Annotated in this window: 17 protein-coding genes; 13 read left to right on the forward strand and 4 right to left on the reverse strand. The window is 40.6% G+C overall.

The features are described 5' to 3' along the window. Window positions 1-138: 138 nt before the first annotated feature. The 7 genes from hutH to CZ487_RS09390 all read left to right on the forward strand — a co-directional run bounded on the left by hutH (window position 139) and on the right by CZ487_RS09390 (window position 8,591). Window positions 139-1,677, forward strand: a complete 1,539-nt coding sequence (hutH, locus tag CZ487_RS09360) for a histidine ammonia-lyase (RefSeq protein WP_077211938.1) — start codon at window positions 139-141, stop codon at window positions 1,675-1,677. Then, the gene (gene hutU / locus CZ487_RS09365) at window positions 1,678-3,345 is read left to right on the forward strand and encodes a urocanate hydratase (protein ID WP_077211939.1); all 1,668 of its coding nucleotides are present in this window, start codon (window positions 1,678-1,680) and stop codon (window positions 3,343-3,345) included. Next, window positions 3,346-4,641, forward strand: coding sequence for an imidazolonepropionase (hutI, locus tag CZ487_RS09370; RefSeq protein ID WP_077211940.1), 1,296 nt, complete (start codon window positions 3,346-3,348; stop codon window positions 4,639-4,641). Continuing rightward, entirely contained in the window at window positions 4,613-5,875 is a 1,263-nt protein-coding gene (locus CZ487_RS09375; RefSeq protein WP_077211941.1) for a Zn-dependent hydrolase, read from the forward strand. Before hutI ends, CZ487_RS09375 begins: the two co-directional genes overlap by 29 nt. After that, on the forward strand, window positions 5,876-7,204 hold the full coding sequence (locus CZ487_RS09380) for an amidohydrolase family protein (protein ID WP_077211942.1): 1,329 nt from the start codon (window positions 5,876-5,878) through the stop codon (window positions 7,202-7,204). Between the two features lie 244 nt (window positions 7,205-7,448). Then, on the forward strand, window positions 7,449-8,120 hold the full coding sequence (locus CZ487_RS09385; protein WP_077211943.1) for an oxidoreductase: 672 nt from the start codon (window positions 7,449-7,451) through the stop codon (window positions 8,118-8,120). A gap of 84 nt (window positions 8,121-8,204) precedes the next feature. Continuing rightward, on the forward strand, window positions 8,205-8,591 hold the full coding sequence (locus tag CZ487_RS09390; protein ID WP_084783183.1) for a hypothetical protein: 387 nt from the start codon (window positions 8,205-8,207) through the stop codon (window positions 8,589-8,591). A 70-nt stretch (window positions 8,592-8,661) separates the two neighbouring features. On the opposite strand, the gene CZ487_RS09395 is transcribed toward CZ487_RS09390, so the two are convergent. The 3 genes from CZ487_RS09395 to CZ487_RS09405 form a co-directional block, all read right to left on the reverse strand. Beyond that, the gene (locus CZ487_RS09395) at window positions 8,662-9,012 is read right to left on the reverse strand and encodes a GIY-YIG nuclease family protein (protein WP_077211945.1); all 351 of its coding nucleotides are present in this window, start codon (window positions 9,010-9,012) and stop codon (window positions 8,662-8,664) included. 22 nt (window positions 9,013-9,034) lie between these two features. Further along, the gene (locus tag CZ487_RS09400) at window positions 9,035-9,781 is read right to left on the reverse strand and encodes a DUF2087 domain-containing protein (protein ID WP_077211946.1); all 747 of its coding nucleotides are present in this window, start codon (window positions 9,779-9,781) and stop codon (window positions 9,035-9,037) included. 161 nt (window positions 9,782-9,942) lie between these two features. Then, window positions 9,943-10,956 (reverse strand): DUF3231 family protein, encoded by a 1,014-nt coding sequence (locus CZ487_RS09405; protein WP_077211947.1) that lies wholly within the window; start codon window positions 10,954-10,956, stop codon window positions 9,943-9,945. A 318-nt stretch (window positions 10,957-11,274) separates the two neighbouring features. On the opposite strand from CZ487_RS09405, the gene CZ487_RS09410 reads away from it, so the two are divergent. Continuing rightward, window positions 11,275-12,006: a metallophosphoesterase gene (locus tag CZ487_RS09410; RefSeq protein ID WP_077211948.1), complete on the forward strand. Its 732-nt coding sequence runs from the start codon at window positions 11,275-11,277 to the stop codon at window positions 12,004-12,006. Window positions 12,007-12,096: 90 nt separating this feature from the next. Then, entirely contained in the window at window positions 12,097-12,429 is a 333-nt protein-coding gene (locus CZ487_RS09415; protein ID WP_077211949.1) for an MGMT family protein, read from the forward strand. A 7-nt stretch (window positions 12,430-12,436) separates the two neighbouring features. Here the strand turns inward: CZ487_RS09415 and CZ487_RS09420 are convergent, their stop codons facing one another. Then, window positions 12,437-13,066 (reverse strand): TetR/AcrR family transcriptional regulator, encoded by a 630-nt coding sequence (locus tag CZ487_RS09420; protein ID WP_077211950.1) that lies wholly within the window; start codon window positions 13,064-13,066, stop codon window positions 12,437-12,439. A 237-nt stretch (window positions 13,067-13,303) separates the two neighbouring features. Here CZ487_RS09420 and CZ487_RS09425 point away from each other — a divergent pair, with 237 nt between their 5' ends. Genes CZ487_RS09425 through CZ487_RS09440 form a run of 4 tightly spaced genes read left to right on the forward strand, consistent with a single transcriptional unit; the run spans window position 13,304 to window position 16,306 of the window. Further along, window positions 13,304-14,641, forward strand: a complete 1,338-nt coding sequence (locus tag CZ487_RS09425) for a short-chain fatty acid transporter (RefSeq protein WP_077211951.1) — start codon at window positions 13,304-13,306, stop codon at window positions 14,639-14,641. A gap of 17 nt (window positions 14,642-14,658) precedes the next feature. Next, window positions 14,659-15,075, forward strand: a complete 417-nt coding sequence (locus CZ487_RS09430) for a hypothetical protein (RefSeq protein WP_077211952.1) — start codon at window positions 14,659-14,661, stop codon at window positions 15,073-15,075. Between the two features lie 31 nt (window positions 15,076-15,106). Then, complete coding sequence (locus tag CZ487_RS09435) at window positions 15,107-15,481, forward strand: hypothetical protein (protein ID WP_077211953.1); 375 nt, start codon at window positions 15,107-15,109, stop codon at window positions 15,479-15,481. Window positions 15,482-15,502: 21 nt separating this feature from the next. Beyond that, window positions 15,503-16,306, forward strand: coding sequence for an alpha/beta fold hydrolase (locus CZ487_RS09440; RefSeq protein ID WP_077211954.1), 804 nt, complete (start codon window positions 15,503-15,505; stop codon window positions 16,304-16,306). The last annotated feature ends 202 nt before the right edge of the window (window positions 16,307-16,508 follow it).

Consider the following 16,508-nt stretch of genomic DNA (forward strand, 5'->3'; position numbering starts at 1 on the left):
ATCCTGCATATAATGTAGAAATTACATTCCATATCCACAACTTCATTATAACCAATAATATCATCATTCTTTAATAGAAGTCATGTTCCTAGAAAATGGGCATGGCTTCTTTTTGTCTAAAGAGAGGGGGGATTGCGAATGAAGGTAGTCGTGACAGGGCGGTCCTTAAGCATGAAGGATGTTATTGATGTGGCAAAAAATCGTGCATCAGTTGTTATTTCTGCTGAAAGTAAGGCAAATATCAAAAAGAGCCGTGATTATGTCTTGAGGCTCTTAAGGGAAGGGAAAATTGTTTACGGTTTAACGACAGGCTTCGGAAAGTTCAGTGATACCTTAATTTCTGCCGAAGATGCCAAAGAGCTGCAGCTGAACTTGATTAGAAGTCATGCATGTGGAGTGGGACAACATCTTTCTGAAAATATCGTTAGAGCTACTCTCCTTTTAAGAATCAATTCTTTAGCACTGGGCTATTCAGGAATAAGGTTGGAAAGTGTTGAAACCATGATTGAAATGTTAAACAAAGATGTTATTCCGGTTATTCCTGAAAAAGGATCCTTGGGTGCAAGTGGTGACCTCGCGCCGCTTGCTCATTTAGCACTTGTCTTGATTGGAGAAGGGGAGGCTTTTTATAAAGGAAAGAAAATGAACGGAAAACAAGCGATGAAAAAGGCGGGAATTACCCCGATTACATTAGAAGCAAAGGAAGGTTTGGCTTTAATCAATGGCACACAGGTAATGACAGCGATTGGAGTTCTTGCCTGCTGGGAAGCTATGAAGCTGCTAAAATGGGCAGATTGCATTGCTGCTTTAACCATGGAAGCATTAGCAGGCATTCGGGATGCTTTTGACCCGATAACTCATCTAGTACGTCCGCACAAAGGTCAGCTCGAAACGGTTGCTGTTATTAGAAGAATGATTAAGAATAGCCAGCTTACCACAAAACAGGGAGAAGTCAGGGTACAGGATGCTTATTCAATCCGATGTATCCCTCAAGTACACGGAGCAAGTAAGGATGCAGTTTCTTATATTATAAAAGGTCTGGATATTGAAATGAATTCTGCCACGGATAATCCGCTTATTTTTGCTGACGATGACCTAGTGATATCAGGCGGAAATTTCCATGGTCAGCCGATCGCTTTAAGTATGGATTTCCTTTCCATTAGTATGGCGGAGCTGGCCAATATTTCAGAAAGGAGAACAGAGAGGTTAGTGAATCCCCAGCTAAATCATAATCTTCCTCCATTTTTAACATTAAAGGGAGGGAAGAATTCAGGTTTCATGATTGCCCAGTATGCAGCCGCCGCCCTTGTTTCTGAAAATAAATCATTAAGTCATCCCGCAAGTGTAGACTCTATTCCTTCATCAGCTAACCAAGAAGATCATGTAAGTATGGGTACCATTGCAGCCAGAAAGGCGTATCAAATCATTGAAAATGCTTATTATGTGTTAGCGATTGAATGGATCTGTGCCTCTCAAGCGATAGACTTTTTGGACAGTGAGAAATTGGGCGATGGTTCGCGCTGGATGTATCAGAAAATGAGAGAGAAAGTGAAATTCTTCCAGGAGGACAGAGTACTTTCAAAGGAGTTTGTGAAAGTGGTAGAGATGATGAAAGATGAAACGTTGTTTTCGGAGTTGGAACAGACTTGGTTTGTAAACAATGAGGAGGAGATATAAATGGGCCCCAAAAAAGTGATTAAGGCTCACAGAGGCACAGCGCTACACACTAAAGGCTGGATTCAGGAAGCTGCCCTCCGAATGTTAATGAATAATCTGGATCCGGAGGTAGCTGAACATCCAGAGAAGCTTGTGGTATATGGAGGAATCGGAAAAGCGGCCAGAAATTGGGAATGTTATGAGGCGATTGTTACTTCTCTCAAAAATTTGGAAAATGACGAGACGCTGCTGATTCAATCAGGAAAGCCTGTTGCTGTTTTTAAAACCCATAGTGATGCTCCAAGGGTGCTTCTAGCCAATTCGAACCTAGTGCCTGCTTGGGCAAATTGGGATCATTTTCATGAGTTAGATCAAAAAGGTCTGATCATGTTCGGTCAAATGACGGCAGGAAGCTGGATTTACATCGGCAGTCAAGGGATTGTTCAAGGGACCTATGAAACGTTCGCCGAAGCGGCACGGCAGCATTTTGGCGGTAGCTTGAAGGGGACTATTACAGTTTCAGCCGGACTTGGCGGGATGGGCGGGGCGCAGCCTTTAGCTGTCACTATGAACGATGGTGTTTTTATTGGAATTGAAGTTGACGCTTCGAGGATTGAAAAACGAAAACGTACTCGTTATTGCGATTTGTTAGTGGATTCCGTTCCGGACGCACTAAATCTCGCACTAGAAGCAAAAAAACAGGGGCGCCGTCTTTCAATCGGGCTGGTTGGCAATGCGGCAGAGGTGCTGCCGGAAATGCTGAGGCTAGGATTCATACCTGACATCATCACCGATCAAACATCTGCGCATGACCCGTTAAATGGATATTTGCCGATTGGAATGAATTTAGATCAAGGCGAGCAGATGCGAAATTCGGATCCGGCAGCGTATATCAAAAAAGCAAAAGAAAGCATTGCGCTTCATGTGAAGGCGATTTTAGAAATGAAAGAAAAGGGCGCGATTGCCTTTGATTACGGAAACAATATCCGCCAAGTAGCTTTTGACGAAGGAGTGAAAAATGCTTTTGACTATCCAGGTTTTGTACCAGCCTATATTCGGCCGCAATTTTGCGAAGGAAAAGGTCCCTTCCGCTGGGCTGCTTTATCAGGAGATCCTAAAGATATTCATAAGCTGGATGAAGTGCTTTTAAGAGAATTTGCCGACAATGAGGGTCTGTGCAAATGGATTATGATGGCGCGGGATAAGATTGAGTTTCAAGGACTGCCTGCGAGAATTTGCTGGCTCGGTTATGGGGAAAGAGCCAGATTCGGAGCGATGATTAACAAACTGGTTGCCTCCGGAGAAATTTCAGCACCGATTGTAATTGGCCGTGACCATTTGGATGCCGGGTCTGTTGCCTCTCCGAATCGTGAGACAGAAGGGATGAAGGATGGCAGTGATGCGATTGCTGATTGGCCGCTATTAAATGCGATGCTGAATACAGCTGCTGGTGCGAGCTGGGTATCACTTCACCATGGCGGGGGTGTCGGCATGGGATATTCGATGCATGCCGGGATGGTGGTGGTAGCGGATGGAACGAAAGAAGCAGAAAGGCGGTTGGAACGAGTGTTGACAACAGACCCAGGGCTGGGTGTCGTTCGCCATGCTGATGCAGGCTATGACAAAGCAATCAAAACAGCGAGGACTAAAGGGATTTCTATGCCGATGCTGGATGGAGGGGGAGACTAAATGGCTCTTTATGTGAAAAATGCTTCGCAAGTAATTACAGTTGCTGGAGCAAGTGACAAACCGAAAAAAGGGGCCGAGATGGAGGAGATTGGCGTCATCGAAAACGGTTCTGTTATTTGCAAGGAAGGTGGTATCGTTTTTGTTGGCAGTGACAAAGACGCACAGAAATTTTTGAAGGCATTGGACGAAGAAATTGAAACGATTGATGCTGCTGGAAAAATTGTCACTCCTGGTCTCATTGATCCTCATACTCATATTGTTTTTGCAGGTTCGAGGGAGCATGAACTGGAAATGCGTCTGCAAGGGGCGACATATATGGAGATTTATCAGAAAGGAGGGGGCATTCATTTTACAACGAAGAAGACACAAGAAGCCTCCGAAGAAAGGTTATTACTGGAAACCAGGCAGCGTCTTAATCGTTTTTTGCAATATGGGGTGACAACCGTTGAAGCGAAGAGCGGTTATGGGTTGGATCTTAGGCATGAGTTAAAGCAGCTTGAGGTTGCTAAAAAACTGCAAGAGACTCATCCTGTCGACCTCGTTTCCACCTTTATGGGCGCACACGCTATCCCTAGCAAATATCAAGAAAACTCCGATGAGTATGTTCGATTGGTAATCGAGGAAATGATCCCGGTTGTTGCTGAAAGAGGGCTTGCAGATTTTTGTGATGTGTTTTGTGAAGAGGGAGTATTCACGATAGAACAATCGAGACGAATTTTAGAAGCAGGGATAAAAGCGGGTTTGAAGCCGAAGATTCATGCTGATGAAATTGTGTCGTTAGGAGGAGCTGAGCTTGCTGCAGAGGTTGGAGCAATTTCAGCAGATCATTTATTGAAAGCTTCACAGCGGGGAATTGAAGAGTTAGCCAAGAAAGGCGTAATCGCCGTCTTACTGCCCGGTACGGCCTTTTTTCTTATGGAAAAACCAGCAGATGCCCGAAAGATGATTGAAAGCGGGGTTCCCGTTGCTCTGTCCACAGACCGGAATCCGGGTTCATCACCTACTGAATCTTTGCCTTTTATTATGAACCTAGCATGTTTGACGATGAAAATGACTCCTGCAGAAGTGCTGTCTGCATGTACGATTAATGCTGCGCATGCGATTGATAAAGCTAGCGAAATCGGCAGTCTTGAAAAAGGGAAAAAAGCCGATTTGGTCATCTTTGATGCTCCTAATTATCAATTCCTTCAATACAACTATGCTGTTAATCTCGTTAATACGGTTATTAAGAATGGAAAAGTTGTCGTGAAAGAAGGGATGGTACTAGATGAAGTTATTGCCCCGGGTGGATCCTAAGAGAATTCAACAGAGGTTAGAAGAACTTGGAAGATATGGACGGAATGAACAAGGCGGAATAGATCGAACGACCTTTACGAAGGCGGAGCTTGCGGCGAGATACTGGCTTAGGCATGAGCTGGTGGCACTCCATTTAGATGTCCGTATCGACGAAGCAGCGAATATATGGGCTCGAAGGAAAGGAAGGGACGAAAGCTTGCCTGTGATTGCGTTTGGATCGCATCTTGATTCTGTTCCAAACGGAGGAATGTATGATGGAGCCCTAGGTGTGGTACTTGCGCTTGAAGTGATGACCGTTTTGCAGGAGAGAGGTATTCAGACGGTTCATCCTTTGGAGCTGGTTTCGTTCAGTGCAGAAGAACCGAATCCGTTTGGGTTATCCACCTTTGGCAGCAGAGCTGTTTCTGGAAAGCTAAAAAAGAAAGATATTTTGAGTGTAACAGATTCCTCGGGAAGAAGATTAATGGATGCTTTGAAGGAAGCGGGAGGAGATCCGCAGAGGTTTGAAGATGCTGTAAGAAAGCACGATGATTTTTCTGCTTTTCTCGAAGTTCATATTGAGCAGGGTAAACGGTTATTAGAATACGAGATTCCTGTGGGCGTTGTGACGGGGATAGCGGGGATTTACCGAGAGGAAGTAAGAATCAGCGGGGAAGCAAACCATGCTGGGACTACTGCCATGCATGACCGTCGGGATGCGTTGTTGACTGCAGCAGAATGCATTTTGGCATTTGAACATGTGATTAAGAATTATTTGGATCAAGACGTTGCAGGCACGGTCGGACAGTTCGCTGTTAAACCGAATGCGACCAATATTATTCCTGGTGAAGTAATATTTTCAGTGGATTTAAGGTCGCAGAATAGGAAGGTCATCGATGAGATATTGTTAGTTTGGGAGATCCGAATGAAAGAGATTTTACGATCCCGGTCAGCGGTTGTTCATAGGCGTGTTATTCTGGATCAATTCCCTGTTGGGATGTGTAAAGAATTGATTGAGATTTGTGAAGAAACCTCAGGAATTCTAGGTTACCCATCTCTTTTATTAGGGAGCATGGCAGGCCATGATGCTGCGCATATGGCAACACTTACCCGTACATGCATGATTTTTGTACCGAGTATAGATGGGAAAAGCCACTGCCCGGAAGAAAAGAGCAGAATAGAAGATATTGAGAAGACAGGCAATGTGTTGTTGAATAGTATTTTAGCAATTGATGAAAGAGGCGGAGGTGTTTAAGTGGGAACCGTAGTGGTTACTGATCAGATCTACACGAAAGGTGTTCTTCAGAAAGATTGCGCTTTTTATATGGAGAATGGAAAGATTATCGAGATTGGTACTTCTCGTGACGTTTTGCGGAAATATAGCGGTAAGCGAGTGGAAGAACTGAAAGGCAAGGCAGTAGTTCCTGGGACCGTAAATGCACATAATCATTCTTTTCAAAGTTTACTCCGAGGAATGGCAGTTGATAGACCTTTTTTGGAGTGGCGTGATCTAGCATTATATAAATACACACCGCATTTGGATGAAGAAGCGATTTACACAGGAGCACTATTTGCATTTGGGGAGATGCTTAAATACGGTGTCACGACAGTGTGTGACTTTTTCTATGTTCATAATGGCAGTAATGCTTTTGATGAGGCTGTTATTCGTGCAGCGAAGGATTTGGGTATTCGGCTGGTTCTTGCGAGGACCATGTATGACTGGGAAGGGGCTCCAAAGGCTTATATTGAAAAAGTGGATGAAGCGGTAGAAAGGACGAGGGCTCTAGCTATTAAATATCAGGGAGATGATATGGTTGATATTCACCCAGCGCCGCATAGTCCTCATGCTGCCTCACCTGTAATGATTAAAGCGGGACATAAGCTGGCATGTGAATTGGATACGCCTTTCCATATCCATGTGGCTGAAGAAATGTTTGAGGTGGAAGAAACGTTAGAAAAGTTCGGACTGCATCCAGGAGATTATTTAGATTCCTTGGGGGTAGTAGATGATAGAATGATTGCGATTCACCTTGTTTGGCTGCAGCAATCTGAAATAAGCATGCTTGGCCGAAAGGGGGCAACACTTGCCTATTGTCCATCAAGCAATATGTTTCTTGCTGATGGGATTACGAGAATTCCAGAATTGCTAAAGGCTGGAGTTCGGGTTGCGTTAGGCTCTGATGGTGCGTGCAGCAATAATCGGATCAGCGTATTTGAAGAAATGCGGATGTGTGCGTTATTACAGAAGGTGAGGACGTTGGATGGCACTAGTATTAACGCACAGAAAGTGTATGAAATGGGGACAAAAATGGGCGGAGAAATCCTTCGACTTCCTGTTGGGGAGCTAAAAGCAGGGATGGCAGCTGATTTTGTGACGTTGGATCTAGATGATCTCTCGCTGCTTCCAAAACCAGAACTGTTTGCGAATATCGTTTATTCCATGCAGCCGACGGCGATTCGGGATGTTTATGTGGCCGGTAAGCAGGTTGTAGTAAACGGAAAGCTGAAGAGTGTAAAGGAAGAGAAAATTGTTCAACTGGTGGATTCAGTTTCTAGGAAATGGGAAAATGTAGGAGAGTCATAAGGGCTGAACACCAGATCTTTTCTTTTTTTGGAAAAGAAGAAGATTATCGGGTAAGATTTTGAGGGGGACCTTAGGATTAGAGTTACCTCATAAAAGGTAGGTTTCATGAGACGCTCAAACCAAGAAAAGATTGGAACAAGAGCCCTTTAAAGGAAACTAGAGGCTGTCAAAATACCGAAACTTTCCAAATGGCATATCAACAAAAAATCACACCACCGTACTTAACAAGGGGGCACCATTTAATATGAAAACAGCACTTATCGCAGGAGCAAGTGGACTGGTAGGGAGCGAATTACTTCAGATCCTTTTGCAGGCAGAGGAATATGAAAAGGTATATGCACTCGTTAGACGTCCGCTTGGATTACAGCATTCAAAATTGACTGAGGTGCTTTGTGACTTTGAACAGCTTGAAGGTGTTCAAGATTATTTTCAAGTACACGATGTATTTTGCTGTTTAGGAACGACCATCAAGAAAGCAAAGACGAAAGAGGCCATGTATAAGGTGGACGTGGAATATCCTTTGGCTATCGCAAAGTTAGCCCAAGAAAAGGGAGCCCATCATTTTCTCTTAATCAGTTCAATGAATGCCAACCCACGTTCGAAAATTTGGTATCCCAAAATGAAAGGAGATCTCGAGGAAAAAATAAAGGAAATTCCTTATCAAGCCATCTCCATCTTCCGGCCTTCTCTCTTACTAGGGAACCGCGAAGAGTTCAGATTGGGTGAAAACGCAGCAGCTAAAATATTTCAAGGAATGTCGTTTATTTTAAAAGACTCTTGGAAAAGCAAACTGGCTATTGAAGCAAAAAGTGTTGCCAAAGCAATGTGCCGGGTTGCCCAAATGGACAATAAAGGAGTTGCTGTTTATTCAGCAGCCTCAATAGAGGAGATAGCCCGCGCACCTCATCATAAATAGCTTCCAAAGCGTGGAGCATCTCCCTTTTATTTCACAATTGCAGGTTAATAGATTACGATAAAACCTCTCATGGTGGTGTTGAAATTGACGAAGGTACTTCTAACAATATCTAGGTTGTTTTTGGGATTAGTGTTCCTTGGGGCAGGGGTGAACGGTTATTTCGTTATATTTCAGCTTGACCCATTCATTGCCACTAGTCCTGAAGCGATGGCATTATTTCAATTTTCCTATCTACTAGTTATTGAAAAAACACTAGAGATCCTTTGCGGTCTTTTGTTATTGAGTAATCGTTATGTTCCGTTGAGTTTGGCGGTATTGTCACCAATTATTGTTAATATTTTGTTACTTCATTTATTTTTAGATCATTCTTTGCTTCTTTTGGCTTTATTACTTTTTGTCTCATACTGTTATTTGTTCTATCACTATAGAAATAATTTTAAAAGGATATTTGAGAAAAATCCCATCGAATAATCGATGGGATGCTGTTTGAGAAAGGCAGTCTGAGTTCGTGACGTCATAAACGAAAGCACGCCGAATCCCTTTATTTTACGTGATAACCTCTTTCGCCATAAGGATGAAGCTCATCCAACCACTTTTCTTCGAGCTGCACTAATGCTTCTTTTTCGTTAAAATACGGATCATCACTCTTTTTCAATTTTTCTAGTATCTCAAACGTGAAAGCATCCTTGCCAAATTGCTTCCATTCTTTTTGTAATTCTTTATTAGTCGTATATCCGCCATTTTCCAGCATGAACTTAATTCCGTTTAAAGTCTTAAAGTTTTTGGTGCTTCCGATTAATATTTTATTATTCTTATTGTTTTTTATTTGATAGATCCCGGCATCAACAGCAGTCTCTTTATACTGTTGTTTTAATTCTTTCTTCCGATCCATTTTATTCACCTTCTGCTTCTTCTTATTTTTTAACCCAGTATTTGCTGCCATCTGGTTTGCGGTCTAGAAATCCATAATCAATTAAATATCTTCGAAGGATGACATAATCCTCATAAAAGCCCTTCAACACTTTATTTAATTCCTTTTCATCATACATATGGTCAGGTTTAAGTTTTTGGGAAATTTTCCGAATGACAATAAGCCTCTGTTTTTCCTTTGATGGAAAGTTACTTAAGGTGCCTTCCGGGAAGTATTTCTTCAGTATTTTTTCCTGCTCATCTTGAGTAATATTGTATCGGTCGTCAACCATTGTCGCTGTTTGATGGACAGGCATAAAGGCAGGGGCAAATTCGTCTTTTTCTTTTAAAAGTTCCATCAGGGTCAAAAAGATCCTCGCCTGCCGTTCCTTTTCTTTTAAAACAAAACGATGATGGCGGATGGTAGAGGTACTGCCAATATCTAGTTCTACTTGAATGTCTTTGTCGCTTTTGCCCTGATAGAAAAGCTGTAATAAACTTTTTTGGTGAGAGGTAAGGCCTGTAAGTTTCTTGTCCATTGCCAATAAATAATCGAAAACAGATTCGTGTGTACTTTCAATATGAACACGAATAAATCTTTCTGCTTCGTAAAGTCTGTTTTCAAAAGGGTAAACAATTCCCTTTTCAGCCTTCTCTCCGCATAGCAGGCAAGTATAGGCATCTTTTTCCTCGGTGTATCCCCGCTTCATATCTTCGAGGGAAGCTTGCCAATAAACATTTGAATTTTCCATTTGAGACTGCTCACTTTCTTAGTTTATTAATTTGTTTATCATATAACAAACATTTTATTATATTGTTTGGTTATTATCAAACATTTTTTAATGATGTTTAGTTTTGAGAGATATAAAAAATACCACTCTCTGTAAGAGAAATGGTATCTTTAAAAGAAAAATTAATTGTTCTTAGCTAGATTTTCTCGATCATCAGCTAATGGAGGCTGTTCTAACCAACCGTGTTTGATTAACAGCTGAGCACCATCCTCTACGTATAAGCCAACTTCTGCCATCATACTTGTGTATTTCAAAGCGAGGTCTCTCCTTTGGGAGACAGACACAGCTGCTCCGTAATATCCTATTGCTGCAGAAATCAGTATCACAATATGATTTAACATTAATCTTTCGGAAAAAGGGGGGATGGTAGAGCTCGTTACTTCTGATACCCATGACGCTGGGGATGCCAATTCATCCTTTGTTAGAACGGAACTTAGAGCACCAAAATGGTTTTCACAAATTTTTTTTCCTCTTTGAAAATATTTTTGAATTTCTTTTGTTTGAGAGACTTGCGCAAATCCAATTTCTAACACAACTTTTACGATCACCTTGACCATATTGAAACTCAGGCCGCTGATTTCGATAGCGTTCAATGGTCGTTTTTTTCCAAACCAGCCAGTTAAGTAGTTTTGATTATCTACAAATTGAACTCCCGTTGGGGTATTTATCCTAGGGGGCTTGCTGAAAATGCCTTTGTTTAGCATGACACGGGCAGTTCGTTTGTATAGTTCCATTGTTTCTTTATTACATTGGCTAAAGTAGTCTATTTGGTCTTCCCGGCTTGATGTAGCGACAGCTCCAGCGTAACCTGTTAATCCGAGTAAGGTCATCACATGCATATAAATGATCATGAATGTATCTGTGAATAATGGCGGGGCATTAAGGTTAACGTCTTCTTCGAGTGAGAACCCTTTAGGAATAGGAAAATTCTCTTTATTGAATAAGTCTGTAATTTTTTCAATATGTGACTTTGCAGTTGTGTTTGCAAACATTAAGACTTCCTTAATGTCTTCATCCTTTGTGTGTTCAATCGTGTGGGAAAGGATACAAATCGATATTGAATCATTCATATACTGACTCCAAAGATTTGCTATCTCCGACGAAGTAAGTTCAACGTTATGACTAAATTCTGGCATGACACATCCTCCAAGAAAAATATTAACCAATAGGTGTAACTCAGAATGTAAACAAATTCCAACTTTTTATAGTGTTATTATTTAAAGGATGAGTGATAATTATGCCTGTTAATTGGAAGAGTTTAGAATTGGATAGGGGATGAAGCATGTTATTTTTTATGAAAAATTTTTTGTTACCGTGCTTTCTTAGGTTATATTTTCTGAAATATTCGAGAACTTTAAAGTGGATGATCTGCTAAGTTAGGTGATAACATGGAAGCAATATATTACGGTGCATTAAATCTATTAATATATGAATCTATAGGGGGAGGATATGTTATGAGGAAAGTCGTCATTTCAGATATACATGGCTGTGCAGAAGAACTAAAGCACCTATTACAGAAGATAAATGCTCAGCCTAAGGAAGTTTTATTTTTAGGAGATTATGTGGATAAAGGTCCTGATAGTATTGATGTTCTGGAAATGGTTAGAGAATGGTGCAGTCAAGGAGCAGAGGCGCTTTTAGGAAATCATGACGAACTCTTAATACAATGGCTCGAGGATAAAGAAGATATTTTTTATTATGGCAGGATTGGGGGAGTATGGACGATCAATAGCTTCTTAAAGAGGCTTGGGATGGATAAGGTGTGGTACGATGATCTGCTGAAAAACAAAGATAAGGAAAATGAAATCAGAAAGATAATTAAAGATCATTATCAGGAACAGATTGATTTTATTAAATCACGTCCTTTATTTAAAAGGGAGTCAGGGTTCATTTTTGTGCATGCTGGTATTGATCCAATTAAGGGACTCGAGCAGACGACTAGAGAGCAGTTTTTACATATTCGTAATGAATTTATTTATCATTATGAAGGAAGTGAGACCGTTATTTTTGGTCATACGCAAACATCAAGAATTCGCGATCATCACAGTACGGAGGTTTATTTTGGCGATAACAATGTCATTGGCATTGATGGAGGTTGTGCCTTTGGCGGCCAGCTAAATGCACTCATGATTGAGGACGGGAAATTTACGACCGCATCAGTAGCAAATATGGCAGAAGCTAGATGATAGGCAGGGAACTTTGCTAAAATGGTTAGCAAGGTTCTTTTATTGGATGAATAACCATGTAATCAAGATAAGGATAGGAGAAAAGCGAAAGTGACACCATTTACAGAAAAAGCGATTGAGATTATTCGAAACATTCCGGAGGGAAGCGTCATGACATATGGGCAAATTGCCGCTCTTGCCGGCAGTCCAAGAGCTGCCCGTCAGATCGTTCGGATACTTCACTCCATGAGCAAAAAGCACCGACTCCCATGGCATCGAATCGTCAATGCCAAAGGAGAAGTGGCCATCAAGGACGACGAGCTACATCACGAACAAATCATGTCCTTAAGGGACGAAGGTGTTAAAGTAGACCACAATGGAAAAGTAGACCTAGAAAAATACCAATGGCGAGGCAGCCTCCACACCCGTGAAACAACGCTGTGAAACAAGATTATTCGGGTCGTCGCTGTGACGACGAAATGGCTGCCTCAATAAATAGTTGTAGAAATTTGATGCCTTCTTCTGTCAGGCCTTTTGATTCTTCCATTAGGGTCCATTCGAAATAGGATCCGGTGTAGCATCTGAAGATCATGGATACGATCGTGTCTTGGTCGAGGTCTGTTCTAAATTCTCCGTTTCCTTGACCTTCTTGAACAATATTGCGGACTATTCGATTAATCCTCCTTTGATTGCTCATGACGTAATGAATGTCTCCTTTTAGGCCGAACTGGTTTGAAAATAATACACCTAGAAATTCTTTTCCAAGGTCTTCTGAAAATTTGAATCCTGCTTTCAATACTTGTACAAGTTTTTCAGTTGAGCTTACATTAGGGTCTAGATTTTCGTATGCCTCTAGATAGACACCATCGATTTTTTTATAATGTTCCACAACGACTTCATCTTTGGACTTGAAATACTTATAAAATAACCCCACTGATGTTCCTGCTTTTTTAGCGATATCTTCTATGTGAACACTGTTAAAACCTTTTTCTAAAATTAATGAAAGTGCTGTTTCGAATATTAGTTTTCTAGTCTCTAACGCTCTCTTTTGCCGTGTAGTTAATTCTCCCTTTTGCCCCATTTTATCACCATTTCCAATTATTCTGAAAATTTTGTTGACTTATCTTTATGACACCTATTATACTAACAAATATAAAATGAATCAATTCACTGAGTCAATTCATTTGATGATGGAGGTGAGGAGATACTTATTTTGATCAGGAGATATTGCTTTTTTAAGAGTTACTTGTAAGCGTTATCAAATAGTCATTATTCGTTCGTATTAGACGGTCAAGAATAATTAACAGGGAGTGATAAGATGGAAAGAATAACGGGATTTTTTACAAAGTTAATGTATCGATATTTACCTGAACCGCTTACGATTGCAATATTATTAACGGTAGTCACGATTTTTTTAGCAATGGCCGTACAGGGGACCGGATTTATTGAGACAACAACTTATTGGGGGAACGGATTCTGGAATTTGCTTGAATTTACGATGCAAATGTGTGTCATTCTACTGACAGGTTACGTCCTTGCGAAAACACCGATTGTTGATAGATTGCTAGACAAGATTATTTCAAAAATCAAAACTCCTTCAATGGCCATCATAATGGCGACGTTAATCAGTGGAATTGGGACATTGATTAACTGGGGATTTGGGTTAATTATCGGTGCGATCGTTGCTAGAAAAATTGCTTTGAAAGTAAAAGGGGTCCACTATCCACTCATCATTGCATCTGCCTACAGCGGTTTTGTCCTCTATGGTTCTGGTATTTCAGGAAGTGTTCCCATTATTATTTCCACTCCTGGTCATTTTCTTGAAGAACAAATGGGTATTATACCGCTATCAGAATCGATCTTTTCACTTCCAATGATGTTAACAACATTAGCCATCTTAGTTACGCTTCCACTAGTCAATGTACTTCTGCATCCAAAAAAGAAAGAGAACATTATTGAAATAAGCGAGGAAAATTCTAGTGAGAGTTCTGCTAAAACTGAAATTGCCGCAACAGCAGAAGCTTTACCTCCCTCAGAAAGACTCAACAATAGTAAATTATTATGCTGGGCAATAGGTTTAATTGGTCTTGTATATACAGTGACATACTTCGTTCAAGGAAACTCGTTAAATATTAATTCATTAAACTTATTTATGTTATTTTTCGGAATGTTACTAGTCGGTACGATCTCACGTTACTTCGAGATATTTTTAGATGGAGTCCATAGCATTGCCGGCATGATTATCCAATTTCCTTTTTATGCAGGAATTATTGGGATTCTAGCCGGGTCTGGCCTAGTCACAACGATTGCACAATTGTTTGTAGCGATTTCTACCCCAGAAAGCTTGCCGTTTTGGAGTTTAATAAGCGCTTACTTCGTCAACTTCCTTGCACCGTCTGGCGGTGGGCAATGGGCAATTCAAGGACCCGTTATGATTGAGGCGGCGAGAGAATTAGGAGCTTCTTATGTAAAAACAGCTATGAGTGTCCAGTTAGGAGATGCTTGGAACAATATGGTGCAGCCATTTCTTCTATTGCCGGTACTTGCCATTTCTGGGTTAAAGTTAAGAGATATTATGGGTTATCTCGTCGTGATCATGCTTTGGATTGGAATTGTGTTTAGTACGTCTGTTTTATTATGGGGTTATTTTGGATAAAAATGGAGGGACGAAAAATGAGTCAAAAAAAGCAATATTCGATGTTAGTTTTTAGTAATCCAGCAGAAGGTCTGGAGGAAGAATATTTAGATTGGTATGCAGGTCAGCATATTCATGATTTATTACGAATTCCTGGGTATGTTGGTTGTAAGTTTTATAAACTGTCTGATATTCAATTATCTGATGCAGAACAAAGCTATAAATATATGATTATTTGGGATTTTGAAACTGATGATTTTCCATCTGTAGTGAAAGAGATTAAAGAGAGGATGCAGGATGGCAGAACCGTTTTTATTCCTGCATTCGATACAGCCTATTTTGATAATACATGGGAGCCTATCACAAAGTATGTGACTTCTAAAGAAATTGAAGGAAAATCAGTAGAAGAAGTTCTAGAAATCTCGGAGCTAAACAAGAATATCAGCACTAAGTGATTTTCAAGATCATGTTCGAGGAGGAATCAGGATGAATCTGTATGAAAAAATACTAGAATTGAAAGAAAAGATTAATGGTGAAGAAGCAGAATTGTTTAAAGAATTTTATTATGGAAAGTTTTTTAGCGGCGATATTACTTTGAGTGAAGAACAAGAAACGGTTACTTTAACCTTTCATAAAGGAACTTGCATCGATGTGGTAAAAGGGATTCCGAACACCGGTGTTGATATCGGGGTCTCTGGCTCGAAAGATGATTGGGATAAGTTCGTGACCCATAAAAGTTTAAGTGTAGCGACTAACAAGGGAAACAGCAATAATTTGACAACACTTGGTGGAGCGATTCGTTTCCGGCAGAACTTCAATGTTGTTGCCCAATTAATTAGAGTTTACGCATCTATTCGATAAAAGTAGTGGAGGGGAAAAAGCATGGCTATTCACGGTTTTTATATTAAGGTAAATGGGATCAAAATTTATTGCGAGACGAATAACGGTCCAGATGATGGGAATGTGATTATTTGTTTACATACAGCAGGGAGAGAGAATAGACAATACCATGATATGATGGAAATACTTCAGGATAAGTATAAAATGATTTCCTTTGATATGCCTGCTCATGGAAAAAGCTGGCCGCTCCCGGGTAACAAGGTCATCAACAATTACGTTGATTATGGAAAATTTGTTTGGAGCGTGATCGAGGAGTTAGGTGTTAAAGACCCGATTGTCATCGGCTGTTCGATGGGGGGGAATATCGTCTATCACATCGCACAGGAATATCCGGTTAAAGCGATTTGTTCGATGCAGGGCGCCGATTATACGCCAACGATTAATGAAGATATTTTAGAATTGCTCAATCATCCATACGTAAATCCGCAGCACTCACATTTAGAGTTCTCGGAATGTTTAATAGGAAAAGCTACAACGCAGGAAAGAAAAGACTTCATTCTTTGGGGAGTTTTATCGGAAATTGGCATCACAAAGCAAGGCGATTTAACACAATATAATGGTTTTGACGTCCGGGATAAAATGGACCAAATCAAGTGTCCTGTTCTCGTCGTTCATGGCTTGGACGATAAAATTGCCACAGGCGAAATGGCTGAACAAACCATTAGCCGTTTAACAAATTGTGAAAATCTAGTCTATAAACCTATTCCAGATTATGGCCACTTCATCCTAGTAGAAAACCCAGAATTAGTGAGTGAGTATTTGGATGAATTTATTCGGACTTTATAAGGAAAATCTGATGAGTTTCTAGAATTCATATAACAATCCAGCTGTATAACGCAGTTGGATTGTTTTTTGTACCCAAAAAAATCTGTGAAACATTTATATGAAACAAGAATTTTCGGGCGGACGCTGTGACGAATTCTTTAATTTTTGTTAAAGTAAGCGTATAGGATTTCGAGAGAAAAGGGGGTTGTGAAACAATCCTGTG

Origin of the sequence: Robertmurraya dakarensis (genome assembly GCF_900156875.1) — a bacterium.
Taxonomy (GTDB): domain Bacteria; phylum Bacillota; class Bacilli; order Bacillales; family Cytobacillaceae; genus Robertmurraya; species Robertmurraya dakarensis.

What these genes read in the sequence shown, in the direction of transcription:
- hutH (WP_077211938.1), top strand. Translation starts at nt 139, where the DNA reads ATGAAGGTAGTCGTGACAGGGCGGTCCTTAAGCATGAAGGATGTTATT.
- hutU (WP_077211939.1), top strand. Translation starts at nt 1,678, where the DNA reads ATGGGCCCCAAAAAAGTGATTAAGGCTCACAGAGGCACAGCGCTACAC.
- hutI (WP_077211940.1), top strand. Translation starts at nt 3,346, where the DNA reads ATGGCTCTTTATGTGAAAAATGCTTCGCAAGTAATTACAGTTGCTGGA.
- CZ487_RS09375 (WP_077211941.1), top strand. Translation starts at nt 4,613, where the DNA reads ATGAAGTTATTGCCCCGGGTGGATCCTAAGAGAATTCAACAGAGGTTA.
- CZ487_RS09385 (WP_077211943.1), top strand. Translation starts at nt 7,449, where the DNA reads ATGAAAACAGCACTTATCGCAGGAGCAAGTGGACTGGTAGGGAGCGAA.
- CZ487_RS09395 (WP_077211945.1), bottom strand. Translation starts at nt 9,012, where the DNA reads ATGGATCGGAAGAAAGAATTAAAACAACAGTATAAAGAGACTGCTGTT.
- CZ487_RS09400 (WP_077211946.1), bottom strand. Translation starts at nt 9,781, where the DNA reads ATGGAAAATTCAAATGTTTATTGGCAAGCTTCCCTCGAAGATATGAAG.
- CZ487_RS09405 (WP_077211947.1), bottom strand. Translation starts at nt 10,956, where the DNA reads ATGCCAGAATTTAGTCATAACGTTGAACTTACTTCGTCGGAGATAGCA.
- CZ487_RS09410 (WP_077211948.1), top strand. Translation starts at nt 11,275, where the DNA reads ATGAGGAAAGTCGTCATTTCAGATATACATGGCTGTGCAGAAGAACTA.
- CZ487_RS09420 (WP_077211950.1), bottom strand. Translation starts at nt 13,066, where the DNA reads ATGGGGCAAAAGGGAGAATTAACTACACGGCAAAAGAGAGCGTTAGAG.
- CZ487_RS09425 (WP_077211951.1), top strand. Translation starts at nt 13,304, where the DNA reads ATGGAAAGAATAACGGGATTTTTTACAAAGTTAATGTATCGATATTTA.
- CZ487_RS09430 (WP_077211952.1), top strand. Translation starts at nt 14,659, where the DNA reads ATGAGTCAAAAAAAGCAATATTCGATGTTAGTTTTTAGTAATCCAGCA.
- CZ487_RS09435 (WP_077211953.1), top strand. Translation starts at nt 15,107, where the DNA reads ATGAATCTGTATGAAAAAATACTAGAATTGAAAGAAAAGATTAATGGT.
- CZ487_RS09440 (WP_077211954.1), top strand. Translation starts at nt 15,503, where the DNA reads ATGGCTATTCACGGTTTTTATATTAAGGTAAATGGGATCAAAATTTAT.